We start from the raw sequence: 26,678 nt of genomic DNA, 5'->3' as shown, positions 1-26,678 counted from the left end.
CCGCGGGTGCCCGCCAAGTTGGGTGTAAGCCGGGCCCGGCACTTAGTGCGTAAGACCAGCCTTGATCAACATGCCAACGGCCACCAGTACACACAGGCTGGCAAAACCAACCTGCAAGGTGCGCGCAGGAATCACCGAGCACAGGCGCCGACCGGCCAACATGCCGACGATGCTCGCGCCGATAAACACCCAGCCCACCGGTTCGATGCGCACACCGGCATGGAACGCGCCGGCCACGCCGATCAGCGAGATCAGGCTGATCACCATCAGCGAGGTGGCGACAATGCCGCGCATCTGCACATCGGTGAGCTGCTTGAACGCTGGCACGATCAGGAAGCCGCCGCCCACACCGAGCAGGCCGGACACAGCACCGGTCACCGCGCCGAGGGCGGCCAGGGTCGCGGTACATTTGGCGGTCCACGCCAAGCGCCCGGTCTGCTGGTTGAGCATGCAGTTCTTTTGGCCCCAGGACGCGGTGCCATGGTCACTCGGCCCTGCCTCGGTTTTTTCGCGCTGCAACATGCGCCACGCCACCAGCACCATCAACGCGCTGAACATGCCCATCAGCAGGTGTTCCGGCAACTGGTGGGCGAGGAACACCCCCAACGGCGAAAACAGGCCGCCGAGCACGGCAATCAGCAACGCCGCGCGGTACCGCACCAAGCCATGGCGCAACCCATCGATCGCCCCCACCGCCGCCGCGGCGCCCACGGCGAGCAACGACACGGGCGCAGCCTGGGTCATGCTCAGGCCCAAGCCCAGTACCAGCGCCGGCACCCCAAGGATGCCGCCGCCCGCACCGGTCAGGCCCATCACCAGGCCCATCAATAATCCCAACACAGTGGCCAGCAGCATTCAGTCCACCTTGCTCAGGCGGGTCAGCCACTCACGGCCCTTGAGCATGCCGTTCCAGTAGAACCACGGCAGCAGCGTGGCCTTGAGGAACCACATCGAACGCCGCGCCCGGGTCGGATCAAGAGGGAACGTCGGCAGCAACTTGCCACCGTAGCCGAACTCGGCGAGCACCACCTTGCCCTTCTCCACCGTCAACGGGCACGAGCCGTAGCCGTCGTACTTGAGCGGCAGCGGCGCCTGTTTGCGCAAGGCCAGCAGGTTCTCGGCCACCACCACGATCTGTTTACGCACCGCAGCAGCGGTCTTGGCATTGGTGGTGGAACACACATCGCCCAGGCCAAAGACATGCGGGTAACGCAGGTGTTGCAGGCTGTGGGGGTTCACTTCACACCAGCCGGCGGCGTCGGACAGTGGGCTCTGGCGGATGAAGTCCGGGGCCACCTGGGGCGGGACCACGTGCAGCAGGTCGAAGGATTTTTCTTCTAATGTGGCATTGCCCTCGGCGTCCTTGACCTCGAACCAGGCCTTGCGCGCAGGCCCATCGACCTTGACCAGGTTGGAGGTGAACGCCAGGCGGGCGTTGTACTTGTGCACGTATTCCATCAGCGGCGGTACAAAGGTTGGCACGCCAAACAGCGCGGCGCCGGCGAGGTTGAATTCAACGTCGATGTTTTTCAGGTGGCCGTACTTGAGCCAGTGATCACAGGACAAGTACAGGGCTTTTTGCGGCGCACCCGCGCATTTGATCGGCATGGCTGGCTGGGTAAAGATCGCCTTGCCGCCCTTGAGTTGCTGCACCAACTGCCAGGTGTAGGCGGCATGTTCATAGCTGTAGTTGGAGGTGACGCCGTTGTGGCCGAGAGTATCTTGCAGGCCCTCGATTTTTTCCCAGGCCAGGCGCAGGCCGGGGCACACGATGAGGTTGTTCCAGGTGATGCGCTGGCCGCTGTCGAGCACCAGGGTCTGCTCGTCGGGCAGTACATCGGTCACGGCGGCCTGAATCCAGGCAACGCCATTGGGCAGCACGTCAGCCAAGGGGCGACGGGTCTTTTTCACATCGTAGGCACCGCCGCCCACCAGGGTCCAGGCGGGTTGGTAGCAGTGGTAATCGTTGGGTTCGATCAGGGTGATATTCAGGTGGGGGTCGCGCTTGAGCAGGCTGGCCAGCAGGCCGATGCCTGCCGAACCGCCGCCGATGACAACGATGTCGCCACTGATGGTCGGTCCCCAGTGTTGGTCGGTCATGGTCTATCGCCTTTTTTATTCAGTGCACACAAGGGTCGCTGCCGGATGGCGTCACGCCCAACTTTTCATCACCGCGCCGCAGTACAGGCCGGACAAGGTCTTCATCACTTGGATCACTTCGTGGCTGGCCAGCCCGTAGAAGATGTATTTGCCTTCCCGACGGGTGGCGACCAACCCTTCGTCACGCAAGATGCCCAACTGTTGGGACAGGGTGGGCTGGCGTACGCCGGTCATGGTTTCCAACTCGCCGACGTTGCGCTCGCCCTGGGTCAACTGGCAGAGGATCAACAGGCGATCCTCATTGGCCAGCGCCTTGAGCAAGGAACAGGCCTTGGACGCCGATGCCCGTAACTGGGCGACTTCGCCTTCACTCAGAGTAGATTCCATTTGCCTCGGGTCCTTTGCGTCACTTAAGCTCAAAACATTATGTGAAAACGTAAACTGATTGTAACCACTTTTTTCTTCATCGGGGATAGCCGTCATGTCAGCGTTGATTCAAGCCTTTCTGGACGAGGCATCATCGACCTACACCTACGTCATTTACGAGGCCGATGGCGGCCCCTGCGCCATTGTCGACTCAGTGCTCAACTACGACCCGGCGTCCGGGCGTACCGGCACTGCGGGGGCAGACACCGTCATTGCCTTCGTGCGCGAGCACCAGCTGCAGGTGCAATGGCTGCTGGAAACCCACGCCCATGCCGACCACCTGTCCGCCGCGCCGTATCTGCGGCGTACCTTGGGCGGCAAGATCGCGATTGGCCAGTCCATCAGCAAGGTGCAGGGCGTGTTCAAGCACCTGTTCAACCTGGAACCGGAATTTCGCGTCGACGGCTCGCAGTTCGATCACCTGTTTGCACCGGACGAAGTGTTTTACATCGGCAACCTCAAGGCCCAGGCCCTGCATGTGCCGGGGCATACACCAGCCGACATGGCTTACCTGATCGATGGCCGGTTGATCCTGGTGGGCGATACGCTGTTCATGCCGGATGTGGGCACGGCGCGCTGCGATTTCCCTGGCGGCGATGCGCGGCAGTTGTATGCGTCGATGCGCACGTTGCTGGCGTTTCCGTTGGAGACCGAACTGTACGTGTGCCATGACTATCCGCCTGAGGGGCGCGAGGCGAAATGCCTGACAACGGTGGCGGAACAACGGGCTGGGAATATTCATGTGCATGACGGGGTGGATGAGGCGGCGTTTGTCGAGATGCGCACCAAGCGCGATGCGGGGTTGGGCATGCCGACGTTGTTGTTGCCGGCGATACAGGTGAATGTGCGGGCGGGGAATATGCCGCCAGCGGAGGACAATGGCGTGACCTATCTCAAGATCCCCCTCAACCAACTTTGAAATGCAGAACCACTGTGGGAGCGGGCTTGCTCGCGAACACGGAGTGCCAGTCGATTGATACGGGCCTGACACACCGCATTCGCGAGCAAGCCCGCTCCCACATTTTCAACCGAGTTGAATCAGGAGCCCAGGCTTATGCCGTTGGCCGGTAGCGGCAACGCAGTTTTATAACGCACCTGCTTCAGCGCAAAACTCGACCGAATGTTCGCCACCCCCGGCACCTTGGTCAAAAAGTCCATCATGAAACGCTCCAGCGACTGGATCGTCGGCACCAGCACCCGGATCAGATAGTCCGGGTCACCGGCCATCAGGTAGCACTCCATCACTTCCGGGCGATCCGAAATCGCCCCTTCAAACTGCTGCAGCGCCAGTTCGTTCTGTTTTTCCAGGCTCACATGGATAAACACATTCACGTGCAGCCCCAGTAAATCCGGGTCCAGCAGGGTGACTTGCTCACGAATCAGCCCCAGTTCTTCCATCGCCTTCACCCGGTTGAAACACGGCGTGGGCGACAGGTTGACCGAGCGGGCCAGGTCGGCGTTGGTGATGCGGGCGTTCTCCTGCAGGGCGTTGAGAATGCCGATATCGGTACGGTCCAGTTTGCGCATGAGACAAAATCACCTGTTTATTATGTTTATGCAGTTTTTTTATCCGCAAATGATCGCGAGCGCAACGAAACACAGATAAATATTCTTCTACGCCCCGCCTATGATTGTTGTAGGACAAGATTTCCCCTATCCGGGGACTGACTGTCAGCTAGCGCGCCCACTACAAGAAATTCACAAGATAGAGCGTAGAAAGCCATGACCCAGCAGTACGAACCCCTGCGCCTGCACGTGCCTGAACCCTCAGGCCGCCCAGGCTGCAAAACCGACTTCACGTACCTGCGCCTGACCGACGCCGGCACAGTGCGCAAACCCGCCATCGACGTAGAACCCGCCGACACCGCCGACCTGGCCAAGGGCCTGATCCGTGTACTCGACGATCAGGGCCAGGCCCTGGGCCCGTGGGCCGAAGGCGTTCCCGTCGAGATCCTGCGTAAAGGCATGCGCGCCATGCTCAAGACGCGCATCTTCGACAACCGCATGGTGGTCGCCCAGCGTCAGAAAAAAATGTCGTTCTACATGCAGAGCCTCGGCGAAGAAGCCATCGGCAGCGCCCAGGCCCTGGCCTTGAACATCGACGACATGTGCTTCCCCACCTACCGCCAGCAAAGCATCCTGATGGCCCGCGATGTGCCATTGGTGGACCTGATCTGCCAGCTGCTGTCCAACGAGCGCGACCCGCTCAAGGGCCGTCAGTTGCCGATCATGTACTCGGTCAAGGAATCCGGTTTCTTCACCATTTCCGGCAACCTTGCCACCCAATTCGTACAAGGCGTGGGCTGGGGCATGGCCTCGGCGATCAAGGGCGATACCAAGATTGCATCTGCCTGGATCGGCGACGGTGCTACCGCCGAATCGGACTTCCACACCGCCCTCACCTTCGCCCACGTGTACCGCGCGCCGGTGATCCTCAACGTGGTCAACAACCAGTGGGCCATTTCCACCTTCCAGGCGATTGCCGGGGGTGAGGCCACCACCTTCGCCGGACGCGGCGTCGGCTGCGGCATTGCCTCGCTGCGCGTGGACGGCAACGACTTCATCGCGGTGTACGCCGCCTCCGCATGGGCTGCCGAGCGTGCGCGCCGCAACCTCGGCCCTACCCTGATCGAATGGGTCACCTACCGCGCTGGCCCGCACTCCACGTCCGATGATCCTTCGAAATACCGTCCAGCCGACGACTGGAGCCACTTCCCATTGGGCGACCCGATTGCGCGCCTCAAGCAGCACCTGATCAAGATTGGCCAGTGGTCCGAAGAGGAGCACGCGGCAGTCAGTGCCGAACTTGAAGCCCAAGTGATCGCTGCACAGAAAGAAGCCGAACAGTACGGCACCCTCGCCGGCGGCCAGATTCCAAGCGCCGCGACCATGTTCGAAGACGTCTATAAAGAGATGCCGGAGCACTTGAAGCGCCAGCGTCAAGAGTTGGGGATCTGACATGAACGATCACAACAACAGCATTGAAGTGGAAACCGCCATGACCACCACCACCATGACCATGATCCAGGCCCTGCGCTCGGCCATGGATGTGATGCTCGAACGTGACGACAACGTGGTGGTGTTCGGCCAGGACGTGGGTTACTTCGGCGGCGTGTTCCGTTGCACCGAAGGCCTGCAGGGCAAGTACGGCAGTTCGCGGGTGTTCGACGCACCGATTTCCGAAAGCGGCATCATCGGCGTGGCGGTGGGCATGGGTGCCTACGGCCTGCGTCCGGTGGCCGAGATCCAGTTCGCCGACTACGTCTACCCTGCCACCGACCAGATCATCTCCGAAGCTGCCCGCCTGCGTTATCGCTCGGCTGGCCAGTTCACCGCGCCGCTGACCATGCGCATGCCTTGCGGCGGCGGTATCTACGGCGGCCAGACCCACAGCCAGAGTATCGAAGCGGTGTTCACCCAGGTCTGCGGCCTGCGCACGGTGATGCCGTCCAACCCGTATGACGCCAAGGGCCTGCTGATTGCCTCCATCGAAAACGATGACCCGGTGATCTTCCTCGAGCCAAAACGCCTGTACAACGGCCCGTTCGATGGCCATCACGACCGTCCTGTCACCCCGTGGTCGAAACACCCGCAAGCCCAAGTGCCGGACGGTTACTACACCGTGCCGCTGGACGTGGCCGCCATCGTGCGTCCGGGCTCGGCTGTGACCGTGCTGACCTACGGCACCACCGTGTATGTGTCGCAAGTTGCGGCCGAAGAAACCGGCATCGACGCCGAGGTCATCGACCTGCGCAGCCTGTGGCCGCTGGACCTGGAAACCATCGTCAAGTCGGTGAAAAAGACCGGCCGTTGCGTGGTGGTGCATGAAGCCACCCGTACCTGCGGCTTTGGTGCCGAGCTGGTGTCGCTGGTGCAAGAGCATTGCTTCCACCACCTGGAAGCGCCGATCGAACGCGTCACCGGTTGGGACACTCCCTACCCGCACGCGCAAGAGTGGGCGTATTTCCCAGGGCCGTCCCGAGTGGGCGCGGCGTTGAAACGGGTCATGGAGGTCTGAATGGGCACGCACGTTATCAAGATGCCGGACATTGGCGAAGGCATCGCAGAAGTTGAACTGTCGGTCTGGCACGTCAAGGTCGGTGACCTGGTGGTTGAAGACCAGGTGCTGGCGGATGTCATGACCGACAAGGCGATGGTGGACATTCCCTCGCCGGTACACGGCAAGGTGATTTCCCTCGGCGGCGAGCCGGGCGAGGTCATGGCCGTGGGCAGTATCTTGATCAGCATTGAGGTCGAAGGGGCTGGCAATGCCAAAGATGCGCCAGTGGTAAAGGAAGCGCCGAAGGCAGCCCCCGTTGTTGCCGAAAGCAAGCCCGCGCCGGTAGTCGTTGAAACCAAGCCCATGGTGAAACCCGCAGCAGCGCCTGTGGCCCGTGAAGCCGACGAGCGCCCGCTGGCCTCCCCGGCCGTGCGCAAACACGCACTGGATGCCGGCATTCAGTTGCGCCTGGTCCAGGGCTCCGGCCCAGCTGGACGGATCTTGCACGAAGACCTCGACGCCTACCTGCAACAAGGCACGGCGAAAGCATCGACAGCCGCCAACCCTTACGCCGAACGCAACAGCGAAGAACAGATCCCAGTGATCGGCATGCGCCGCAAGATCGCCCAGCGCATGCAGGACGCCACCCGCCGCGCCGCGCATTTCAGCTATGTGGAAGAAATCGACGTCACCGCCCTCGACGAGCTGCGTGTGCACCTCAACGAGAAACACGGCGCCACACGCGGCAAGCTGACCCTGCTGCCGTTCATCGTGCGTGCCATGGTCGTGGCGTTGCGGGACTTCCCGCAGATCAACGCCCGCTACGACGACGAAGCCCAGGTCATCACCCGCCTCGGTGCGGTGCATGTGGGCGTCGCCACCCAAAGCGACGTCGGCCTGATGGTGCCGGTGGTGCGTCACGCCGAAGCGCGCAGCCTGTGGGGCAACGCCGAGGAAATCGCACGCTTGGCCACGGCCGCACGCAATGGCAAGGCCAGCCGTGATGAGCTCTCGGGTTCGACCATTACCCTGACCAGCCTCGGTGCCCTGGGCGGCATCGTCAGCACGCCGGTGCTGAACCTGCCGGAAGTGGCCATCGTTGGCGTCAACCGTATCGTTGAGCGGCCGATGGTGATCAAGGGCCAGATCGTGGTGCGCAAGATGATGAACCTCTCCAGCTCGTTTGATCACCGTGTGGTCGATGGCATGGACGCGGCGCAATTCATCCAGGCCATTCGCGGCTTGCTCGAACAACCCGCCAGTCTGTTTTTGGAGTAAGGCATGTCTCAGACGTTGAATACCACGCTGCTGATTATCGGCGGCGGCCCTGGCGGTTATGTGGCGGCGATCCGGGCCGGCCAACTGGGCATCCCGACCATCCTGGTGGAAGGCCAGGCGCTGGGCGGCACCTGCCTGAACATCGGCTGCATCCCGTCCAAGGCCTTGATCCATGTGGCCGAACAGTTCCAGCAAACCGTGCACCACAGCCAGGGTTCCCAACTGGGCATTGAAGTGGATGTGCCGACCCTGGACATCCGTAAAAGCATGGAATGGAAAGACGGCATCGTCGACCGCCTGACCACTGGCGTCGCCGCGTTGCTCAAGAAGCACAAGGTGCAGGTGGTCCACGGCTGGGCCAAGGTGGTGGACGGCAAGACCGTCGATGTCGGCGAGCAGCGCATCCAGTGCGAGCACCTGCTGCTGGCCACCGGTTCGAAAAGCGTCAACCTGCCGATGCTGCCGATTGGCGGGCCGATCATTTCATCCACTGAAGCCCTGGCCCCAACGCGGGTGCCCAAGCGCCTGATCGTGGTGGGTGGTGGCTACATCGGCCTGGAACTGGGCATTGCCTACCGCAAGCTCGGCGCCGAGGTCAGCGTGGTCGAGGCGCAGGACCGTATCCTGCCCGCCTACGATGCCGAGCTGACGGCACCGGTGAACGAGTCCCTCAAGCAACTGGGCGTGAAGCTGTACCTCAAGCACAGCGTCACCGGGTTTGCCGATGGCAGCCTGCAGGTACGTGATCCGGATGGCGACACCTTGTCGCTGGCTACCGATCAGGTGTTGGTGGCCGTTGGTCGCAAACCCAACACCCAAGGCTGGAACCTGGAAGCGCTGAACCTGGCGATGAACGGTACAGCGATCCAGATCGACAGCCGTTGCCAGACCAGCATGCGCAATGTCTATGCCATTGGTGATTTGAGCGGCGAGCCGATGTTGGCGCACCGGGCCATGGCCCAGGGTGAAATGGTCGCCGAACTGATCAGCGGCAAAGCCCGCGAGTTCAACCCAGCGGCGATTCCAGCGGTGTGCTTTACCGACCCGGAACTGGTGGTGGTCGGCAAGACCCCGGATGAAGCCAAGGCCGCCGGTTTGGACTGCATCGTGTCGAGCTTCCCGTTCGCAGCCAATGGTCGTGCCATGACGCTGGAGTCGAAAACCGGCTTCGTGCGGGTGGTGGCGAGGCGCGATAATCACCTGATCATCGGCTGGCAGGCAGTCGGCGTTGGCGTCTCGGAGCTGTCCACCGCCTTCGGCCTGAGCCTGGAAATGGGCGCGCGGCTGGAAGATGTGGCAGGCACCATCCACGCCCATCCGACCCTGGGTGAAGCGGTGCAGGAAGCGGCATTAAGGGCCTTGGGCCACGCGCTGCACCTGTAAGAACACCGTCCCCCTGTGGGAGCGGGCTTGCTCGCGAATGCAATCTGTCAGTCAGTCATGAATTCAGTGGCTGACACACCGCTTTCGCGAGCAAGCCCGCTCCCACACAAAGCCAGAATGAAGTATTGTTGCGCCCATTCAGAAAAAAACCGACTTGACCAGAGATAGAGGGTGTCATGGGTAACGAAAGCATCAATTGGGACAAGCTGGGTTTTGACTACATCAAGACCGACAAACGGTTTCTCCAAGTCTGGAAAAACGGCGAGTGGCAAGAAGGCACCCTGACCGACGACAACGTGCTGCACATCAGCGAGGGCTCCACTGCCCTGCACTATGGCCAGCAGTGCTTCGAAGGCCTCAAGGCCTACCGTTGCAAGGACGGTTCGATCAACCTGTTCCGCCCGGACCAGAACGCCGCCCGCATGCAACGCAGCTGCGCGCGCCTGCTGATGCCGCATGTGCCGACCGACGTGTTCATCGACGCCTGCAAGCAAGTGGTCAAGGCCAACGAGCGCTTCATCCCGCCGTACGGCAGCGGCGGCGCGCTGTACCTGCGTCCGTTCGTGATCGGCACCGGTGACAACATCGGCGTGCGTACCGCGCCGGAGTTCATCTTCTCGGTGTTCGCGATCCCGGTCGGTGCCTACTTCAAGGGCGGCCTGGTGCCCCACAACTTCCAGATCTCCACCTTCGACCGCGCCGCGCCACAAGGCACCGGTGCCGCCAAGGTCGGTGGCAACTACGCTGCCAGCCTGATGCCAGGTTCGGAAGCCAAGAAAGCCGGCTTCGCCGATGCTATCTACCTGGACCCGATGACCCACTCGAAAATCGAAGAAGTCGGTTCGGCCAACTTCTTCGGGATCACCCACGACAACCAGTTCATCACGCCGAAGTCGCCTTCGGTACTGCCAGGCATCACCCGCCTGTCGCTGATCGAACTGGCCCAGACCCGCCTGGGCCTGAAAGTGACCGAGGGCGAAGTGTTCATCGACAAGCTGGACCAGTTCAAGGAAGCCGGCGCCTGCGGTACCGCTGCGGTGATCTCGCCAATCGGCGGCATCCAGTACAACGGCAAGCTGCACGTATTCCATAGCGAGACCGAAGTGGGCCCGATCACCCAGCAGCTCTACAAAGAGCTGACCGGCGTGCAGACCGGTGATGTGGAAGCGCCAGAAGGTTGGATCGTCAAGGTCTAAGCCCAGTACTAGCAACACCAGTGGGCTTGTGTGGGAGCGGGCTTGCTCGCGAATACGGAGTGTCAGTCACCAGATTTATCGACTGACCCACCGCCTTCGCGAACAAGCCTGCTCCCACATTTGGTCTCCAACATTTCAGGATTGGGGAATATTCCCGGCAATCTTCTTGCCCATGCTGATCCTCGGCTCCACCCCATACCCCAACGCCTCATAAAACCCCACCACGGCCTCGTTGCCACTGTTGATCTGCAGGTTGATCTTCATGCAGCCCAGTCCAATCAACGCTTGCTCCGCATGCCGCACCAACGACGAACCCAAGCCATGACGCCGGTAGTCCGCGTGCACCGCCACCGAGTACAGCCAACCCCGATGGCCGTCGTAGCCCGCGAGGATCGTGCCGATCACCGTCTTTTTATCGGTTGCCACAAAAAACAGCCCATCGTTGACGGCGAGCTTCTTGTCGATCGCCAAGCTGGGCACGTTATGCGCGGTGTCATAACCAAACGCCTGCTGCCACAACGCCACCACTTGCGCGCGGTGTTGACGGTCGCGATATAGCCCAATGGGATGCCGCGACAGCAATGCCTTTTCCATCACCAACGTACGCTCGTTACCGTGATAAACATCACGTACGGTGTGAAACCCCAGTTTGGTATAGAACGGCTCGGCGGTCAGTGAAGACGGCACACTCAACACCGTCACGCCCGCTTCACGGGCGCGCAGTTCGATCTCGATCATCAGCAACCGGCCAATCCCCTGCCCCTGCAGCGACGGGTTGACGAACACCGAGCGCACCACATTGGCCTCCAGCGCCGCCGTGGCCACGATGACCTCGTCCTGCACCGCCACCAACACCACTCGTCGCGCCAGCAAAGCCAGCACTGCCTCGGGGGTGAAGTTGATCGCGACCCGGGCGATCACATCCGCCGGGTAATCCTGCGCATTGCTGCTGCGCAGGGCTGCCAGGATCACCTGGCTGATGCCCTCGGCATCGGTGGGTTGGGCGAGACGTACGGCGGTCGACATGATTACTCCTGGCTGACGGCGTTTTAGCAGACGCCACCATAACAATGTGGGAGCGGGCTTGCTCGCGAATGCGGTACATCAGTGATGAATTCAGTGACTGACACACCGCCTTCGCGAGCAAGCCCGCTCCCACATTTTGATCGCATTTCACATCGACAGCCGATTCGGCTGCGCCACCTTCAGTTTCAGCTTTCCCGGCTGACCCGCCCCCTCGTTTCAGCCGGGATTCATCCCGCACAACCCACAAAATAGCCCCACTGCTCAACCTCATGGATTCGTGCACCCATGCAAACCACCAATACCGTCTTGATGATTCGCCCGGCGCGCTTTGCCTTCAACCCGGACACCGCGATCAACAACCGCTTCCAACGCCAGCCCCTAGACCCACTCGGCGCGCAGCAGAAAGCGCTGGAAGAGTTCGACGGTTATGTCGACACCCTGCGCCAGCACGGCGTGGAGGTGCTGGTGGTGCAGGACACCCCGGCGCCCCATACCCCCGACTCGATCTTCCCCAACAACTGGTGGAGCAGCCACGCCGACGGCAGCCTGGTGCTGTACCCGATGGAAGGCCAGAACCGACGATTGGAACGCAACAAGGGCGTGCTGCAAGTACTGGAGCAACGCTTTGCGATCAGCAGCACCATCGACCTGAGCCACCTGGAACAACAGAACATCTTCCTCGAGGGCACCGGCAGCATGGTGCTCGACCGCCAGCATCGCATCAGCTATGCCTGCCACTCCGGGCGCACCCACCACGACGCCCTGCGCCAGTTCGCCGAACGCCTCGACTACCAGCTCTGTGTGTTCCACGCCGTCGACCGCCACCACGCGCCGATCTACCACAGCAACGTGATGATGAGCGTCGGCCGCGACCTCTCGGTGGTGTGCCTGCAAGCCCTGCCCGACGAAGGAGAACGCCGCAGCCTGGAACGCTCGCTGCGCGACACCGGCAAGGACATCCTCGGCCTCGACTTCGACCAGCTTGAAGCCTTCGCCGGCAACATGCTCGAAGTCCACGACCGTGACGGCCAGCCGCTGCTGGTGATGTCTGCCAGCGCCTGGGGCGCCCTGCAACCCGCACAGCGCCAACACGTGGAACGCCACACCCGGCCGGTGGTGGTGAACATCGACAACATCGAACGCATCGGCGGCGGCAGTGCCCGCTGCATGCTGGCAGAAGTGCATCTGCCCGCCCGTCCCACCTTTCAATAAGGAGTCTTGCCATGACCCGCTATATCGACGTCAACGACCTCAGCTACCTGGTCTCGCAAAAAGGCCTGCAAACCTGCATCACCGAGATGGCCGAGTACATCCGCGCCGACTACCTGCGCTGGCAGGACTTCGAAAAATGCGCCCGCCTGGCCAACCACTCGCCGGATGGCGTGATCGAGTTGATGCCGGTGTCGGACGCCTCGCTGTACGCCTTCAAGTACGTCAACGGCCACCCGAAAAATACGCTGGCCGGCATGCTCACCGTGATGGCTTTCGGTGCCTTGGGCGATGTGGACACTGGCAAGCCGGTGCTGCTGGCAGAAATGACCCTGACCACCGCGATCCGCACTGCCGCCACCTCGGCCCTGGTGGCACGCTACCTGGCCCGCGACAACAGCCGCAGCATGGCGCTGATCGGCAACGGCTCGCAGAGTGAGTTCCAGGCGCTGGCCTTCCACGCCATGCTCGGCATCAATGAAATCCGCCTGTTCGACATCGACGCCAAGGCCACCGCCAAGCTGGCGGCCAACCTCAAGGCGTTCCCGGCGATCAAGCTGATCTTGGCCGGCAGCGTGGCCGAAGCGGTGAAAGGTGCGGACATCGTCACCACCGTCACCGCCGACAAGGCCTACGCGACCATCCTGACCGACGAGATGATCGAACCCGGCATGCACCTCAACGCCGTCGGCGGCGACTGCCCGGGCAAGACCGAGCTGGACCGACGTATCGTCGAGCGCGCCCGGGTAATCGTCGAGTACGAGCCACAAAGCCGTATCGAAGGTGAAATCCAGCACATGCCGGAAGACTCGCCAGTGACCGAGCTGTGGCAAGTGATCAACGGCCAACAGCCTGGCCGCGAAAACGCCCGCCAAATCACCCTGTTCGACTCGGTGGGCTTCGCCATCGAAGACTACTCCGCCCTGCGCTACGTGCTGGACGTTGCCAAGGCGCTGGACGTGGGCAGCACGCTGGAGCTGGTACCGGACCTGGCCGACCCCAAAGACCTGTTCGCGCGCCTGGCCCAACAGCCGGCGGCACAGCAGAAAAAGCGCGCCTGAGACCGCTCTGGCCTGCCGCTTTGCGCCACGGGCAGGCCAGATTCCCTGGGATGAAAAGCCGATTCAGCGGGTGCTGCAGCCGATTCCGCTGCATTGCCCGTTTTAACAGCGCAATTTGCGCTTTAGGCGAGGGGTAAACGACACAAAAAACGCACCACCATGAAGCATTCTCTCCCCCCAACAAGAACGAATTGTTTCAACGTTTTTACTGCCCTGACATCAATTACAAAATATAGGGACCACACCATGACTCCATTGCGATCACTCTTCGCTGCGTTGCTGTTGCCACTGTGCGCCACCGCCGTCCACGCCCAGGAATGGAAAGAAATCCGCTTCGGCGTATTCCCCGAATACCCTCCCTTTGAGTCCGTCGCCGCCGATGGCAGCCTGCAAGGGTTTGATATCGAACTGGGCAACGCCATCTGCGCCAAGCTCGAAGTCAAATGCACCTGGGTGCACAACGAATTCGACGGGATGATCCCGGCCCTGCGCGCGCGCAAGTTCGACGCCATCATGTCGTCCATGGCCGTGACCCCGGCCCGTGAAAAAATCATCGACTTCACCGACCGCCTGTTCTTGAGCCCGACCTCGGTGATCACCCGCAAGAGCGCCGACTTCGGCGACACCCCCGAATCCCTCAAAGGCAAGCAAGTCGGCGTGCTGCAAGGTTCGTTGCAAGAGGCCTATGCCCGTGCACACCTGGCCAAGCTCGGCGCGCAGATCAAGGCGTACCAGTCCCAGGACCAGAACTACGCCGACCTGCAGAACGGCCGTCTCGACGCCACCCTGACCGACAAGCTCGAAGCCCAGCTCAACTTCCTGTCCAAGCCCGAAGGCGCCGACTTCAAGACCGGCCCGGCCTTCAAGGACCCAACCCTGCCGTTGGACATCGCCATGGGCTTGCGCAAGAACGATCAGGAACTGCGGGCGCTGATCAATAAGGGCATCGCTGCCGTGCAGGCGGATGGGACTTATGCCGAGATCCAGAAGAAGTACTTCGGCGATCAGGACATCTACAACGAGTGATGCCCACGCCGACCCTGTGGGAGCGGGCTTGCTCGCGAAGGCGGTGTGTCAGACACACATCCAGCGACTGACACTCCGTATTCGCGAGCAAGCCCGCTCCCACAGGGGGTTGTCTGCGCTCTTAAGAGAAATCCCCCATGAACGAACTCCTCAACCTGCAAGGCTACGGCCCGATGCTCGCCCAAGGCGCGTGGATGACACTCAAACTGTCGTTCCTCGCCCTGGCCCTGAGCCTCGCCCTGGGCCTGATCGCCGCCGGTGCCAAGCTCTCCAGCGCCAAATGGCTGCGAGTGCCGGCCACGCTGTACACCACGCTGATCCGCAGCGTGCCGGACCTGGTGCTGATCCTGTTGATCTTCTACAGCCTGCAACTGTGGCTCAACGACCTGAGCGAAGTGTTTGGCTGGGACTATTTTGAAATCGATCCCTTCACCGCCGGTGTGGTCACCCTGGGCTTTATCTACGGCGCGTATTTCACCGAAAACTTTCGTGGTGCGATCCTCAGCGTGCCCGTCGGCCAACTGGAAGCCGCCACCGCCTACGGCCTGAGCCGCTGGCAGCGGTTTCACCTGGTGCTGTTCCCGCAACTGATGCGCTTTGCCCTGCCGGGGTTGGGGAATAACTGGCTGGTGTTGCTCAAGTCCACCGCGCTGGTGTCGATCATCGGCTTGTCGGACCTGGTCAAGGCCGCGCAAAACGCCGGCAAGACCACCAACGAGCCGCTGTATTTCCTGATCATCGCGGGCTTGGTCTATCTGGTGATCACCACCCTCTCCAACCGCATCTTCAAGCGCCTCGAACGGCGCTACAACCTCGGCATCAAGGGGATGGCGCGATGATCGAACTGTTTCAGCAATACGGCCTGGCCTACCTGTTCAGCGATGGCGCGGGCTTGTCCGGCGTGGCCATGACGTTGTGGCTGTTCATTATCTCGGTGATGCTCGGCTTTGTGCTGTCGATCCCGTTGGCACTGGCCCGCGTGTCGGAGCACGTCTGGTTGCGCTGGCCGGTGGAGGTCTACACCTATCTGTTTCGCGGCACGCCGCTGTATATCCAATTGCTGATTTGCTACACCGGGCTTTACAGCCTGGAAGTGGTGCAGGACAACGCGCTGCTCAACCAGTTTTTCCGCAATGCGCTGAACTGCACCCTGCTGGCCTTTGTGCTGAACACCTGCGCGTACACCGTGGAAATCTTCGCCGGGGCGATCCGCAATATTCCCCATGGCGAGATCGAAGCGGCCCGCGCCTACGGCCTGCACGGTTGGCGGCTGAACCTGTTTGTAGTAGTACCGGCGGCCTTGCGCCGCGCATTGCCGGCCTACAGCAATGAAATGATCCTGATGCTGCACGCCACGTCCCTGGCGTTTACTGCCACCGTCGCCGACATCCTCAAGGTGGCCCGCGATGCCAACGCCGAGACGTTCCTGACGTTCCAGGCCTTCGGTATCGCCGCGTTGCTCTACATGCTGCTGTCCTTTGCACTGGTGGGCCTGTTCCGACTGGCCGAACGTCGCTGGATGCGTTTTCTTGTTCCTACCCGAGGCTAACCCATGAATCAGTCCGCGCAGGCCCTGGCCGCTTATCCCGTTGATGTCCCCGTTGCCAACACCGCGACCGCGGCCATCAAGCTGCAAGTCGAAGGCATCCACAAACGCTACGGCGAACACGAAGTGCTCAAGGGTGTGTCCGTCAACGCACGCAATGGCGATGTGATCAGCCTGATCGGCGCCAGCGGCTCCGGCAAAAGTACGATGCTGCGCTGCATCAATTTCCTTGAACAACCCGACGCAGGGGTCATCACCCTGGACGGTATCAGCATCGAAATGCAGCAGGGCCGCGCCGGCACCCGCGCACCGCACCAGGACCAACTGCAGAACCTGCGCACGCGCCTGGCCATGGTGTTCCAGCACTTCAACCTGTGGAGCCACATGACCGTGCTGGAGAACATCACCATGGCCCCGCGCCGGGTGCTGGGCGTCAGCGCCGCCGAGGCGGAAAAACGCGCGCGGATGTACCTGGACAAGGTCGGCCTGCCGGGCCGCGTGGCCGATCAATACCCGGCCTTCTTGTCGGGTGGCCAGCAGCAACGCGTGGCGATTGCCCGCGCGTTGGCCATGGAACCGGAGATCATCCTGTTCGATGAACCCACCTCAGCGCTTGACCCGGAACTTGTAGGAGAAGTCCTCAAAGTCATACAGACGCTGGCCGAGGAAGGTCGTACCATGCTGATGGTCACCCACGAGATGGGCTTTGCCCGCCAGGTGTCCAGCCAAGTGCTGTTCTTGCACCAGGGCCGGGTCGAGGAACAAGGCGACGCCAAGATCCTCGACCACCCCAACAGCGAGCGCTTGCAGCAATTTCTTTCCAATCGTTTGAAGTGAAACCCATGGATACCAAGGCCAACGGACCCCATTCTTCCCCTGCGCTGGACCGCATCGATGAAGCGATCATCGACGTGCTGCGGCACCAGGGGCGTATCACCTACGAGAAACTTTCGTCGTTGGTGCACCTCACGCCCAGGCCCTGCCTGGAGCGGGTGCGCAAGCTGGAACGACGCGGGGTGATCCGTGGGTACGGTGCGATCATCGATGTGCAGATGGTCTCGCCGGGGTTGTCGTTGCTGGTCTTGGTGGCGTTGTCCAACCAGAGCGGGCGCTCGGCGCAGAAGGCTTTCGAGGCTTGCGTCAAAAACTGCCCGCAGGTGTTCGAGTGCCAGCTCATCAGCGGGCCGTTCGACTACAGCCTGCGCATGCGCTGCCGGGACATGGAGCATTACCGGGTGCTGACGGAGACCTGGTTGAACAATGATGAGCTGCACATTGATAAGTTGGTGGCGCATCCAGAGTTGGCGGTGGTGAAAAACACCGCCACCGAGCTGACCTGACTCCCCATTCACCAAACACTGCATAACCCCCTGTGGGAGCGGGCTTGCTCGCGAATGCGGTGTGTCAGTGACCAATTAAGTGACTGACACACCGCATTCGCGAGCAAGCCCGCTCCCACATTTTTTAACCGTGCCCACTTGCGATTTTCTTGCCGGGTTTACTGCCAATCAATTTGGCCTGCCCATCCCTCTGCTTGCCCATCCGCGCCTCGCTGATCAACCCCGGGATCAACTTGCCCTCCGGCAAGTTCTTCCAGAACCGGCTCGGCAAATGCCCTTCCATCACCTTGGGGTTCAACCGTGCCGGGTTGAAGATATGGCTGTAGTAGGTCAACCACATCTCGCTGTGGGGATCCTCGACGTTCTGCGCCAACTGGCGCCACGCCTCGGGGCACTCGCGCTGGTGAATCAACTGTTCGCCGTCGTAATACACCCCGTCCATGGGCGTGGCGATCATCCAGCGGTGGCGCCCCATGCGCCCGACAAAATGTTGGCTGGCGGATTTCAAGATGTCATGCGCCGGCTCGTGCCACGCCACGTATTCGGGCAACTCGGGGCCCGCCTCGGCCGGCAGCGCGATAAAGCGCACAAACGCGTGCAGGTGATGGGCTTCGCGGCTGACTTGCTTGATGCGCCGCTGCAACTCGCTGCCCAACTTGTCCCCCGCCAGCATCGCGGTGCGGTCGCCATGGCTGACGCGCCATAACACTTCATACAGCAGGCTCCAGCGCTGGTCGCCGTGGTAACAGGCGGCGGACTCCAGCAATTCCAGCAGCGCCTTGGGCACCCGTGTCTGAAACGGCCCAAGCCCTTCGGGGATCGGTTCATCCGTGGCAAACAGGTCGGCGGCCTGCACTTCGCCCCAACTGACTTGGCTGGGATCGACTTGATGGCTGAGCAGCCAGCGCGCCTGCTCTCGCCAGGTGCTGAAGAGGTTGGCGCATTCCAGGCTGATCATCCCCACAACCCCATTTGTTGCGGCTGCGGACGGTCGCGCAGTTGTACGCGCAGCAGCACGCTGGTGCTGTCTGCCTGCTGCGGGTGGTAGTCGCTGGTGATGAAGAACGGCTTGGCCTTGGCCAGCACGCAACGCATGCGCGCCAGGTCTTCGAAGCGGATCTTGCGCTCGCGGCGCAGGTCCACCAAACGTTGAGTGGTGCGCAGGCCAATTCCCGGAATGCGCGCGATCAGCGTGGGTTCAGCGCGGTTCAGGTCCAGCGGGAAGACGTCGCGGTTCTCCAGTGCCCAGGCCAGCTTGGGGTCGATATCCAAAGCCAAGTGGCCAGGCCCCTGGAACAGTTCATTGGCGCGGTACCCGTAGCTGCGCAGCAGGAAATCCGCTTGATACAAACGGTGCTCGCGCATCAACGGTGGCGCGGCCAGCGGGACGCTTTTGGGGCTGTTGGGAATGGGGCTGAACGCCGAGTAATACACGCGGCGCAATTTGAAGTTGCCGTACAGCGCTTCGGCACCGTGGAGGATGGTGCTGTCGTCGGTGTCGTCGGCGCCGACGATCAGTTGCGTGCTCTGCCCCGCCGGAGCGAAACGCGGCGCGCGCGGTTCGTTGCGTACCGTTTGCTCGCCGGTGTAGATGGTCTGCATGGCCTGCTTGATCGACACGCTGGTTTTTTCCGGCGCCAGGGTTTGCAGGCTGGCCTCGGTAGGCAGTTCAAGATTCACGCTCAAGCGGTCGGCGTAGCGCCCCGCCTCGGCGATCAGCGCCGGGTCGGCATCGGGAATGGTCTTGAGGTGGATGTAACCGCGAAAGTCATGCTCTTCGCGCAGCAGTTTCGCGACCCGCACCAACTGTTCCATGGTGTAGTCGGACGAGCGAATGATGCCGGAACTGAGAAACAGCCCACTGACGCAGTTGCGCCGGTAGAAGTCCAGGGTCAGGGTGACCACCTCCTCCGGGCTGAAACGCGCGCGCGGCACGTCGCTGGAGCGGCGGTTGACGCAGTATTGGCAGTCGTAGAGGCAGAAGTTGGTGAGCAGCACCTTGAGCAGCGAAACGCAGCGCCCATCCGGCGTGTAGCTATGGCAAATGCCCATGCCATCGGTGGAACCCAGCCCCGCCTTGCCCTCGGAACTGCGCTTGGGTGCGCCACTGCTGGCGCAAGAGGCGTCGTACTTGGCGGCGTCGGCGAGGATGCTGAGTTTTTCGATCAACTGCATGGGGTTCTACCGATACTGGTTTTTTGTACAGTATCAGTCGAAACCCCTTGTCACAAGTACAGCTGATCAGCTGGCGGTGGCCAGCAGCAGGTCTTGCACCGAGCGACCTTTGCCACGGTGACGGTCGTTTTCATACAGCGACGCGGCAATTTCATCGGCGCGAATCGGCAGAATCGACAGCAAGGTGTCGCTCAAACCGTGGCTGGCCTGGCTGAAACCCTGGATGTAGATGCCGGCCTTGCAGCGCTCGTCGGTAACGATGCGGTAGTCGCGGGCCACTTCGAAATCACCCATGTAGGTTTCCAGCGGCGCCAGCAGTTCGCGGTGCATCTGGCGCTCGTAACCGGTGGCCAGCACGACCGCATCGTAATGGTTGACGGTGATCTCACCGTTGGCGTTGTTGCGCAAGGTCAGCTCGATACCCAGCGGGCCAGCCACCGCCTTTTCCACCACGGTCATGGTGCAGAACGCGTGGCGGGCGATGCCGGAAACTTTCTGGCGGTAGAAAATCCCGTAGATACGCTCAATCAGGTCCAGGTCCACCACCGAATAGTTGGTGTTCTGGTACTCGGCCACCAGGCGCTCGCGCTCGGCACCGACCTGCTGGAACACCAGGTCGGTAAAGGCCGGCGAGAACACTTCGTTGACGAACGGGCTGTCATCGGCAGGCTTGAGCGCCGAACCGCGCAGGATCATGTCGACCTGCACCGACGGGTAGCTGTCGTTCAGGTCGATAAAGGCTTCGGCTGCGCTCTGGCCACCGCCGATGATCGCGATACGCATCGCCTTGCCTTCTACACATGGCTGCTGCGCCATACGGGCCAGGTATTGGGAATGGTGGAATACGCGGCTATCGTCCTTGAGCGCCTTGAAGGCCGCCGGCACGCGTGGCGTCCCGCCGGCGCTGACCACCACCGAACGGGTGGTGCGCACGTGCTGTTCACCCTGAGCATCACGAGAGATCACGCGCAACGCCTCGACCTGCTGCTGATGCAGGATCGGCTCGATGGCCAGCACTTCCTCGCCATAGCGGCCCTGCCCCTGGAACTGCGCCGCGACCCAACGCAGGTAGTCGTTGTACTCCATGCGGCAGGGGTAAAAGGTGCCCAGGTTGATGAAGTCCACCAGGCGGTCGTGGGCTTTGAGGTAGTTGACGAAGGAGTACGGGCTGGTGGGGTTGCGCAGGGTCACCAGGTCCTTGAGGAACGAAATCTGCAATTCGCTCTGGGTGACCAGGGTATTGCCGTGCCAGCGGTAGTCGGCCTGCTTGTCGAGAAACAGCGCGTCCAGTTTGCCCTGGGTTTTCTCTCGTTCCTGCAGGGCGATGGCCAGCGCCAGGTTCGATGGGCCGAAACCGATACCGATGAGGTCGTGAACCGCGGGCGAAGCAATTGCCTGTGTCATTCCAGTGTCCTCTGGATAAGCCCCGTGGCGTTGGGGCGGGAAAACCTTCGAGACCTGAAGGCTGAACAACAGGTCGTGTGTTGATAGGAAACGAGGACAGTGAAATAAAATTTAACTGATCAGCGATCAGTGCGCTTCCCACTCGCGCATGCGCACCCGGCAGTGCTTCATCGCATTGACGATGTGTTTTTCCACGAGGGCGCGGGAAATATTCAGGCGTTCGGCGATTTGCACGTGGGTCAGGCCATCCAGCTTGCGCAGCAAGAAGCTGTCACGGCAATGCGCGGGCAACTCGGCCAAGGCACGCTCCAGCATTTCAAGGCGCTGGTTCTCGTAATGGCTGGCATGGGGCGAGTTGGGCGAAAAGCGTTCTTCGGTGTCGAGCACTTCCAGCGGCTCGGACTGGCGCAGGGCATTGCGCCGGTGACCGTCGATCACCAGGTTCAGTGCGGTGCGGTATAAAAACGCGCGGGGCTGGTCGATGGGAATGTCGCTGGAGCGCTCCAGTATCCGGACGTAAGCGTCATGCACCACATCTTCGGCCACCTGACGGTTGCCCAGCTTGGCGTTAAGGAAACACACCAGCTCGCGATAGTAGTTTTCCAACATGACTCCCGACCGCCTGTGAGGGGCGGCATCAATTCCTTGAGTACTAAAGATGACAGCTCATTGCGTAATGGCAGTTTGAGCTCGTGCAATTTATAGTAATTCTCATCTAGTTTTAAAGAAGTCTTGCGCCAACGGTCGATTTTTTTACGTAAGCGAGCTGTTACACGGTGTGTAACAGCCTAAATCCCCGAGCAATTCTCTCGTTTAACTGTCAGCTCTGCGCAACTGCGCTCCGAACTTTCCTGGCTGGAACCTAAGCATGAAACGCCCTCGCCCTGCCCGACGTGCCCTGCTAGTTGTCGCATGCCTGATCCCCGTCATCGCCGTTGCCGCCTGGCAAGTATTGCCACCCGGCCGCGACGCCCTGGCTACAGTCACGGTGACCCGCGGCAATATCGAAAACAGCGTCACCGCGCTGGGTACCCTGCAACCCCGTCGTTATGTGGATGTGGGCGCCCAGGCGTCCGGGCAGATCCAGAAGATCCACGTCGAGGCCGGTGACCAGGTCAAGGAAGGCCAGTTGCTGGTGGAAATCGACCCATCCACGCAGAAAGCCAAACTCGACGCCAGCCGCTACGCCATCGAAAACCTCAAGGCCCAGTTGCAGGAACAAAGGGCCCAGCACGAACTGGCGCGCCAGAAGTACCAACGCCAGCAGCGTCTGGTGGCAGGCAATGCCACCCGTGAGGAAGACGTGCAAACCGCCAAGGCCGAACTGAGCGCCACCCAGGCGCGGGTCGAGATGTTCCAGGCGCAAATCCTCCAGGCCCAGGCCAGCCTGCGCAGCGATGAAGCGGAGCTGGGCTACACACGTATTTATGCGCCCATGACCGGCACGGTGGTGGCGGTGGACGCGCGAGTCGGCCAGACCCTCAACGCCCAGCAGCAGACGCCGTTGATCTTGCGTATCGCCAAGCTGTCGCCAATGACCGTATGGGCAGAGGTGTCGGAAGCTGACATCGGGCACGTCAAACCCGGCATGACCGCGTACTTCACCACCTTGAGCGGTGGCAACCGGCGCTGGACCAGCACCGTGCGCCAGATCCTGCCGATCCCGCCCAAGCCCCTGAATGAAACAAGCCAGGGCAGCGGCAGCCCCAGCAGTTCGAGCAAGAGCGGCACCGGTCGCGTGGTGCTGTACACCGTGTTGCTCGACGTGGATAACAGCGACAACGCCTTGATGGCCGAGATGACCACCCAGGTATTCTTCGTCGCGGGCGCCGTCAAGGACGCCCTCACCGCCCCGGTGGCCGCCCTGCTCGGCACCAGCAGTGCCGACAAGCAGATCGCCCGAGTGGTGGCAGAAAACGGCCGTATCGAAGAACGCGAAGTGCGCCTGGGTATCAGTGACCGCCTGCGCGTGCAGGTACTCGACGGTCTCAACGAAGGCGATCACCTGTTGATCGGCCCGGCCGACGGCAACGGGGGTTGAGTTGACCACGCCCCTGATCGAACTCAAGCACATCCGCAAATCCTACGGCGGCGGCGACAGCCCTCAGGTCGACGTGTTGCGCGGCATCGACCTGTCGATCCATGCCGGGGAATTCGTCGCCATCGTGGGCGCCTCCGGTTCCGGCAAATCGACCTTGATGAATATCCTCGGCTGCCTCGACCGCCCCTCCGAGGGCGACTACCTGTTCGCCGGGGAAAACGTCGCCCACCTCGACAGTGACGCACTCGCCTGGTTGCGCCGCGAAGCCTTCGGCTTTGTGTTCCAGGGCTATCACCTGATCCCTTCGGGCTCGGCCCAGGAAAACGTCGAGATGCCGGCGATCTATGCCGGTATCAGCGCCGCCGAGCGCCATGCCCGCGCCAAAGCCCTGCTCACCCGCCTGGGTTTGGCCGAGCGCACCGGCAACCGTCCGCACCAGTTGTCCGGTGGCCAGCAGCAGCGGGTCTCGATTGCCCGGGCCTTGATGAACGGCGGGCATATCATCCTCGCCGACGAACCCACCGGCGCCCTCGACAGCCACAGCGGCAAAGAAGTCATGGCCCTGCTGGACGAATTGGCCAGCCAGGGCCACGTGGTGATTCTGATCACCCACGACCGTGAAGTGGCGGCACGCGCCAACCGCATCATCGAGATTCGCGATGGCCTGATCATCAGCGACTCGGCCGATACCCGCGAGTCGGCGCCAAGCGCCAATGCCGGTGCGTTGCAAGCCGTTGACCTGCGCCAGCGCCTGGCCGACGGCGCCGAGCACAACGGCGCCTGGAAAGCTGAACTGGTGGACGCGGTGCATGCCGCCTGGCGAGTGATGTGGATCAACCGTTTTCGCACGGCGCTGACGCTGCTGGGGATCATCATCGGCGTGGCGTCGGTGGTGGTGATGCTGGCTGTCGGCGAAGGCAGCAAGCGCCAGGTGATGGCGCAGATGGGCGCATTCGGCTCGAACATCCTCTATTTGAGCGGCTCCTCGCCCAACCCGCGCACGCCGTTGGGGGTGGTCACCCTCAATGACGTCGCGGCGCTGGCGGCGTTGCCCCAGGTCAAGCGCATCATGCCGGTCAATGGCAGCAAGGCGGGTGTGCGTTACGGCAACGTCGACTACATGGCCTATGTGGGCGGCAACGACACCAATTTCCCGGATATCTTCAATTGGCCGGTGGTCGAGGGCAGCTATTTCACCGCCGCTGACGAACGTACCGGCGCCACCGTTGCGGTGATCGGGCATCGCATCCGCGAGAAGCTGTTCAAGGGCCAGGTCAACCCGATCGGCCAATACATACTGATCGAGAACGTGCCGTTCCAGGTGATCGGCGTGCTGGCGGAAAAAGGCGCTGCCTCCGGTGACAAGGACAGCGACGACCGTATCGCCATCCCCTACACCGCCGCCAGCGTGCGCCTGTTCGGCAGCTACGACCCCGAATACGTGGTGATCGCCGCCGCCGACGCACGCAAGGTGCACGAGGCCGAAGTGGCCATCGACCAGTTGATGCAGAAGCTGCACAACGGCAAGCGCGACTACGAGTTGACCAACAACGCGGCGATGATCCAGGCCGAAGCCCATACGCAAAACACCCTGTCGCTGATGCTCGGCGCGATTGCCGCAATCTCGCTGCTGGTAGGCGGTATCGGGGTGATGAACATCATGCTGATGACCGTGCGCGAGCGCACCCGGGAAATCGGCATCCGCATGGCCACCGGTGCGCGTCAGCGCGACATTTTGCGTCAGTTCCTCACCGAGGCGGTGATGCTCTCGGTGGTCGGCGGCCTGTGCGGTATCGCCCTGGCCCTGCTGGTCGGCGGCGTGCTGGTGCTGGCTAAGGTAGCGGTGCAATTTTCCCTGGTGGCGGTGTTGGGCGCGTTTGGTTGCGCGCTGGTCACCGGCGTCGTATTCGGCTTCATGCCGGCCCGTAAAGCTGCCCGGCTCGATCCGGTTAAGGCGTTGACCAGTGAATAAACGATCCATGCCCTCGCACCTGTCCGTCCTCAGCCTGTGCCTGTTGCTGAACGCCTGCACCGGCAATCCGCCCGCCATCGACAGTGGCATTGCCCCACCGGCCGCCTGGCAATTTGCCGAACGAGACGCGGCCCAAGTCACCAACCAGCAATGGTGGACGCAATTTGGCAGCCCGCAACTCAACCGCCTGGTCGAACAGGCGCGGCGCGACAGTTTCGACGTGGCCGCCGCCACGGCCCGTGTACGCCAGGCCCAGGCCAGTGCGGTGATTGCCGGCGCGCCGTTGTTGCCTGAGGTGAAGTTCAACCTCGCCGCCAGCCGTCAGCGACTGCTACGCGGCAGTGGCAATTCGGACCTGGACGCCACCGAGAGCAACAACACCGTCAACAGCTATGACGCCAATTTCACCGCCAGCTACGAAGTGGACTTCTGGGGTGGCCGCGCCGCCGCCCGCGACAGCGCGGTACAAAGCCTGCGCGCCAGCCAGTTTGACCAGGCCACCGTGGAACTGACGCTGCTCAGCAACGTCGCCGACCGCTACGCGCAAACCCTCGCCGCACGCCAGCGCCAGCAGATCGCCGAGTTGAACCTGGCCAACGCACGCAATGTGCTGGGGCTGGTGCAAACCCGCTACGACGCAGGTTCCGCCACCGCCCTGGAACTGGCCCAGCAGAAAAGCCTGGTGGCCAGCCAGCAGCGGCAACTGCCGTTGATCCAGCAACTGGCGGAAGAGTCCCAGATCACCCTCGCTGCCCTGCTCGGCCAGCCGGTGCAAGCGGTAGACATGGGCGTCGAGCCGTTCCAGGCGCTGACCTGGCCGAGCATTAGCGCAGGCGTACCCAGCCAGCTGTTGAGCCAGCGCCCGGATATCGCCCAGGCCGAGGCGCAACTGGCGGCGGCCAGTGCCGATGTCACGGTGGCGCGCGCCGCCATGCTGCCCACCCTGACCCTTGGCGCCACCGTCGGCTCTGGCGCCTACAAGGCCAATGAGATCCTGCGCAGCCCGTTCTACACCTTGACCTCCGGCCTGGTGGCACCGATTTTCAACAACGGGCGTTTAAGCGCCGAACGTGACAAGGCCCGTGCACGCCAAGATGAGCTGCTACACACCTATCGCGGCGCGATCATCAACGGCTTTGCCGATGTGGAAAAATCCCTCAGCCAAATCACGCGTCTCGACCAGCAACGCCAGTGGCAAAGTGAAGAGCTGCAGCAGGCGCAGACCGCGTTCCAGATCGCCGAAAGCCGTTACCAGGCGGGTGCCGAAGACTTGCTCACGGTACTGGAAACCCAACGCACCCTGTACACGGCCCAAGACTTGAACGTGCAGCTGCGGCTGTCACGCCTGCAGGCCAGTATCGCGCTCTACAAGGCGTTGGGAGGCGGCTGGAAAACCGAGATCTGATAAACAAAAGTCGTATTTCGTACACGCCCCGTCTGGTCCTCCTACATTCTTCCCCCAGCGGTCCTTGGTAAAAAAGTCGCCTCGAACAAG

At 62.0% G+C, this 26,678-nt stretch carries 25 protein-coding genes; 16 read left to right on the top strand and 9 right to left on the bottom strand.

All coding sequences use genetic code 11. The annotated features are described in order from the left end of the window. Nucleotides 1-42 precede the first annotated feature (42 nt). The 3 genes from HF257_RS13600 to HF257_RS13590 are packed head-to-tail and all read right to left on the bottom strand — an operon-like array spanning nucleotide 43 to nucleotide 2,487. Complete coding sequence (locus tag HF257_RS13600; RefSeq protein WP_185710482.1) at nucleotides 43-855, bottom strand: sulfite exporter TauE/SafE family protein; 813 nt, start codon at nucleotides 853-855, stop codon at nucleotides 43-45. After that, a complete protein-coding gene (locus HF257_RS13595; RefSeq protein WP_185710481.1) occupies nucleotides 856-2,100 on the bottom strand; it encodes an NAD(P)/FAD-dependent oxidoreductase in 1,245 nt (414 codons plus the stop codon). Nucleotides 2,101-2,151: 51 nt separating this feature from the next. Next, nucleotides 2,152-2,487: an ArsR/SmtB family transcription factor gene (locus tag HF257_RS13590; protein WP_053256978.1), complete on the bottom strand. Its 336-nt coding sequence runs from the start codon at nucleotides 2,485-2,487 to the stop codon at nucleotides 2,152-2,154. Nucleotides 2,488-2,581: 94 nt separating this feature from the next. Between HF257_RS13590 and HF257_RS13585 the strand changes: the two genes are divergently transcribed. Then, on the top strand, nucleotides 2,582-3,445 hold the full coding sequence (locus HF257_RS13585; RefSeq protein WP_185710480.1) for an MBL fold metallo-hydrolase: 864 nt from the start codon (nucleotides 2,582-2,584) through the stop codon (nucleotides 3,443-3,445). A 119-nt stretch (nucleotides 3,446-3,564) separates the two neighbouring features. Here the strand turns inward: HF257_RS13585 and bkdR are convergent, their stop codons facing one another. Then, a complete protein-coding gene (gene bkdR / locus HF257_RS13580) occupies nucleotides 3,565-4,053 on the bottom strand; it encodes a Bkd operon transcriptional regulator BkdR (protein WP_185710479.1) in 489 nt (162 codons plus the stop codon). A 195-nt stretch (nucleotides 4,054-4,248) separates the two neighbouring features. Here bkdR and HF257_RS13575 point away from each other — a divergent pair, with 195 nt between their 5' ends. The 5 genes from HF257_RS13575 to HF257_RS13555 all read left to right on the top strand — a co-directional run bounded on the left by HF257_RS13575 (nucleotide 4,249) and on the right by HF257_RS13555 (nucleotide 10,383). Continuing rightward, complete coding sequence (locus HF257_RS13575) at nucleotides 4,249-5,484, top strand: 3-methyl-2-oxobutanoate dehydrogenase (2-methylpropanoyl-transferring) subunit alpha (RefSeq protein ID WP_185710478.1); 1,236 nt, start codon at nucleotides 4,249-4,251, stop codon at nucleotides 5,482-5,484. Nucleotide 5,485: 1 nt separating this feature from the next. After that, entirely contained in the window at nucleotides 5,486-6,544 is a 1,059-nt protein-coding gene (locus HF257_RS13570; RefSeq protein ID WP_122426176.1) for an alpha-ketoacid dehydrogenase subunit beta, read from the top strand. Next, nucleotides 6,545-7,804: a dihydrolipoamide acetyltransferase family protein gene (locus HF257_RS13565; protein ID WP_185710477.1), complete on the top strand. Its 1,260-nt coding sequence runs from the start codon at nucleotides 6,545-6,547 to the stop codon at nucleotides 7,802-7,804. It abuts the gene before it with no gap. Nucleotides 7,805-7,807: 3 nt separating this feature from the next. After that, entirely contained in the window at nucleotides 7,808-9,187 is a 1,380-nt protein-coding gene (gene lpdA, locus HF257_RS13560; RefSeq protein ID WP_185710476.1) for a dihydrolipoyl dehydrogenase, read from the top strand. A 176-nt stretch (nucleotides 9,188-9,363) separates the two neighbouring features. After that, nucleotides 9,364-10,383 carry a branched-chain amino acid aminotransferase gene (locus tag HF257_RS13555; protein WP_185710475.1) on the top strand — a complete coding sequence of 340 codons (1,020 nt, stop codon included), beginning with the start codon at nucleotides 9,364-9,366 and terminating at the stop codon, nucleotides 10,381-10,383. 135 nt (nucleotides 10,384-10,518) lie between these two features. Here the strand turns inward: HF257_RS13555 and HF257_RS13550 are convergent, their stop codons facing one another. Then, a complete protein-coding gene (locus HF257_RS13550) occupies nucleotides 10,519-11,409 on the bottom strand; it encodes a GNAT family acetyltransferase (protein WP_185710474.1) in 891 nt (296 codons plus the stop codon). Between the two features lie 285 nt (nucleotides 11,410-11,694). Here HF257_RS13550 and ctlX point away from each other — a divergent pair, with 285 nt between their 5' ends. The 7 genes from ctlX (at nucleotide 11,695) to HF257_RS13515 (ending at nucleotide 17,591) form a co-directional block, all read left to right on the top strand. Next, the gene (gene ctlX / locus HF257_RS13545; protein ID WP_185710473.1) at nucleotides 11,695-12,621 is read left to right on the top strand and encodes a citrulline utilization hydrolase CtlX; all 927 of its coding nucleotides are present in this window, start codon (nucleotides 11,695-11,697) and stop codon (nucleotides 12,619-12,621) included. 11 nt (nucleotides 12,622-12,632) lie between these two features. Further along, on the top strand, nucleotides 12,633-13,679 hold the full coding sequence (locus tag HF257_RS13540) for an ornithine cyclodeaminase (RefSeq protein WP_185710472.1): 1,047 nt from the start codon (nucleotides 12,633-12,635) through the stop codon (nucleotides 13,677-13,679). A 246-nt stretch (nucleotides 13,680-13,925) separates the two neighbouring features. Further along, complete coding sequence (locus HF257_RS13535; RefSeq protein ID WP_185710471.1) at nucleotides 13,926-14,705, top strand: ABC transporter substrate-binding protein; 780 nt, start codon at nucleotides 13,926-13,928, stop codon at nucleotides 14,703-14,705. A gap of 137 nt (nucleotides 14,706-14,842) precedes the next feature. Further along, nucleotides 14,843-15,544 carry an ABC transporter permease gene (locus HF257_RS13530; RefSeq protein ID WP_185710470.1) on the top strand — a complete coding sequence of 234 codons (702 nt, stop codon included), beginning with the start codon at nucleotides 14,843-14,845 and terminating at the stop codon, nucleotides 15,542-15,544. After that, nucleotides 15,541-16,254 carry an ABC transporter permease gene (locus HF257_RS13525; protein ID WP_185710469.1) on the top strand — a complete coding sequence of 238 codons (714 nt, stop codon included), beginning with the start codon at nucleotides 15,541-15,543 and terminating at the stop codon, nucleotides 16,252-16,254. The genes HF257_RS13530 and HF257_RS13525 overlap by 4 nt, the downstream gene beginning before the upstream one ends. 3 nt (nucleotides 16,255-16,257) lie before the next feature. Next, complete coding sequence (locus HF257_RS13520) at nucleotides 16,258-17,088, top strand: ABC transporter ATP-binding protein (protein WP_198913759.1); 831 nt, start codon at nucleotides 16,258-16,260, stop codon at nucleotides 17,086-17,088. A 5-nt stretch (nucleotides 17,089-17,093) separates the two neighbouring features. Further along, a complete protein-coding gene (locus HF257_RS13515; RefSeq protein ID WP_185710468.1) occupies nucleotides 17,094-17,591 on the top strand; it encodes an Lrp/AsnC family transcriptional regulator in 498 nt (165 codons plus the stop codon). A 124-nt stretch (nucleotides 17,592-17,715) separates the two neighbouring features. Here the strand turns inward: HF257_RS13515 and HF257_RS13510 are convergent, their stop codons facing one another. From HF257_RS13510 to HF257_RS13495, 4 genes are all read right to left on the bottom strand, one after another. Next, nucleotides 17,716-18,549 (bottom strand): TIGR03915 family putative DNA repair protein, encoded by an 834-nt coding sequence (locus tag HF257_RS13510; RefSeq protein WP_185710467.1) that lies wholly within the window; start codon nucleotides 18,547-18,549, stop codon nucleotides 17,716-17,718. Continuing rightward, entirely contained in the window at nucleotides 18,546-19,766 is a 1,221-nt protein-coding gene (locus tag HF257_RS13505) for a putative DNA modification/repair radical SAM protein (RefSeq protein WP_185710466.1), read from the bottom strand. The genes HF257_RS13510 and HF257_RS13505 overlap by 4 nt, the downstream gene beginning before the upstream one ends. Nucleotides 19,767-19,832: 66 nt before the next feature. Further along, the gene (locus HF257_RS13500) at nucleotides 19,833-21,170 is read right to left on the bottom strand and encodes a lysine N(6)-hydroxylase/L-ornithine N(5)-oxygenase family protein (RefSeq protein ID WP_185710465.1); all 1,338 of its coding nucleotides are present in this window, start codon (nucleotides 21,168-21,170) and stop codon (nucleotides 19,833-19,835) included. Nucleotides 21,171-21,296: 126 nt separating this feature from the next. Then, nucleotides 21,297-21,779, bottom strand: a complete 483-nt coding sequence (locus tag HF257_RS13495; RefSeq protein WP_185710464.1) for a sigma-70 family RNA polymerase sigma factor — start codon at nucleotides 21,777-21,779, stop codon at nucleotides 21,297-21,299. 259 nt (nucleotides 21,780-22,038) lie between these two features. Here HF257_RS13495 and HF257_RS13490 point away from each other — a divergent pair, with 259 nt between their 5' ends. The 3 genes from HF257_RS13490 to HF257_RS13480 are packed head-to-tail and all read left to right on the top strand — an operon-like array spanning nucleotide 22,039 to nucleotide 26,588. Further along, the gene (locus HF257_RS13490; RefSeq protein ID WP_185710463.1) at nucleotides 22,039-23,211 is read left to right on the top strand and encodes an efflux RND transporter periplasmic adaptor subunit; all 1,173 of its coding nucleotides are present in this window, start codon (nucleotides 22,039-22,041) and stop codon (nucleotides 23,209-23,211) included. 1 nt (nucleotide 23,212) lies between these two features. Then, on the top strand, nucleotides 23,213-25,183 hold the full coding sequence (locus tag HF257_RS13485; RefSeq protein ID WP_185710462.1) for a MacB family efflux pump subunit: 1,971 nt from the start codon (nucleotides 23,213-23,215) through the stop codon (nucleotides 25,181-25,183). A 7-nt stretch (nucleotides 25,184-25,190) separates the two neighbouring features. Continuing rightward, nucleotides 25,191-26,588: an efflux transporter outer membrane subunit gene (locus tag HF257_RS13480; protein WP_185710491.1), complete on the top strand. Its 1,398-nt coding sequence runs from the start codon at nucleotides 25,191-25,193 to the stop codon at nucleotides 26,586-26,588. The last annotated feature ends 90 nt before the right edge of the window (nucleotides 26,589-26,678 follow it).

This window comes from Pseudomonas cremoris (assembly GCF_014230465.1).
Note: the sequence above shows the minus strand (reverse complement) of the source record. Positions and strands in the feature narration are given on the sequence as shown.

Coding starts and splice junctions, on each gene's coding strand:
- HF257_RS13600 (WP_185710482.1), bottom strand. CDS start 855: ATGCTGCTGGCCACTGTGTTGGGATTATTGATGGGCCTGGTGATGGGC.
- HF257_RS13595 (WP_185710481.1), bottom strand. CDS start 2,100: ATGACCGACCAACACTGGGGACCGACCATCAGTGGCGACATCGTTGTC.
- HF257_RS13590 (WP_053256978.1), bottom strand. CDS start 2,487: ATGGAATCTACTCTGAGTGAAGGCGAAGTCGCCCAGTTACGGGCATCG.
- HF257_RS13585 (WP_185710480.1), top strand. CDS start 2,582: ATGTCAGCGTTGATTCAAGCCTTTCTGGACGAGGCATCATCGACCTAC.
- bkdR (WP_185710479.1), bottom strand. CDS start 4,053: ATGCGCAAACTGGACCGTACCGATATCGGCATTCTCAACGCCCTGCAG.
- HF257_RS13575 (WP_185710478.1), top strand. CDS start 4,249: ATGACCCAGCAGTACGAACCCCTGCGCCTGCACGTGCCTGAACCCTCA.
- HF257_RS13570 (WP_122426176.1), top strand. CDS start 5,486: ATGAACGATCACAACAACAGCATTGAAGTGGAAACCGCCATGACCACC.
- HF257_RS13565 (WP_185710477.1), top strand. CDS start 6,545: ATGGGCACGCACGTTATCAAGATGCCGGACATTGGCGAAGGCATCGCA.
- lpdA (WP_185710476.1), top strand. CDS start 7,808: ATGTCTCAGACGTTGAATACCACGCTGCTGATTATCGGCGGCGGCCCT.
- HF257_RS13555 (WP_185710475.1), top strand. CDS start 9,364: ATGGGTAACGAAAGCATCAATTGGGACAAGCTGGGTTTTGACTACATC.
- HF257_RS13550 (WP_185710474.1), bottom strand. CDS start 11,409: ATGTCGACCGCCGTACGTCTCGCCCAACCCACCGATGCCGAGGGCATC.
- ctlX (WP_185710473.1), top strand. CDS start 11,695: ATGCAAACCACCAATACCGTCTTGATGATTCGCCCGGCGCGCTTTGCC.
- HF257_RS13540 (WP_185710472.1), top strand. CDS start 12,633: ATGACCCGCTATATCGACGTCAACGACCTCAGCTACCTGGTCTCGCAA.
- HF257_RS13535 (WP_185710471.1), top strand. CDS start 13,926: ATGACTCCATTGCGATCACTCTTCGCTGCGTTGCTGTTGCCACTGTGC.
- HF257_RS13530 (WP_185710470.1), top strand. CDS start 14,843: ATGAACGAACTCCTCAACCTGCAAGGCTACGGCCCGATGCTCGCCCAA.
- HF257_RS13525 (WP_185710469.1), top strand. CDS start 15,541: ATGATCGAACTGTTTCAGCAATACGGCCTGGCCTACCTGTTCAGCGAT.
- HF257_RS13520 (WP_198913759.1), top strand. CDS start 16,258: ATGAATCAGTCCGCGCAGGCCCTGGCCGCTTATCCCGTTGATGTCCCC.
- HF257_RS13515 (WP_185710468.1), top strand. CDS start 17,094: ATGGATACCAAGGCCAACGGACCCCATTCTTCCCCTGCGCTGGACCGC.
- HF257_RS13510 (WP_185710467.1), bottom strand. CDS start 18,549: ATGATCAGCCTGGAATGCGCCAACCTCTTCAGCACCTGGCGAGAGCAG.
- HF257_RS13505 (WP_185710466.1), bottom strand. CDS start 19,766: ATGCAGTTGATCGAAAAACTCAGCATCCTCGCCGACGCCGCCAAGTAC.
- HF257_RS13500 (WP_185710465.1), bottom strand. CDS start 21,170: ATGACACAGGCAATTGCTTCGCCCGCGGTTCACGACCTCATCGGTATC.
- HF257_RS13495 (WP_185710464.1), bottom strand. CDS start 21,779: ATGTTGGAAAACTACTATCGCGAGCTGGTGTGTTTCCTTAACGCCAAG.
- HF257_RS13490 (WP_185710463.1), top strand. CDS start 22,039: ATGAAACGCCCTCGCCCTGCCCGACGTGCCCTGCTAGTTGTCGCATGC.
- HF257_RS13480 (WP_185710491.1), top strand. CDS start 25,191: ATGCCCTCGCACCTGTCCGTCCTCAGCCTGTGCCTGTTGCTGAACGCC.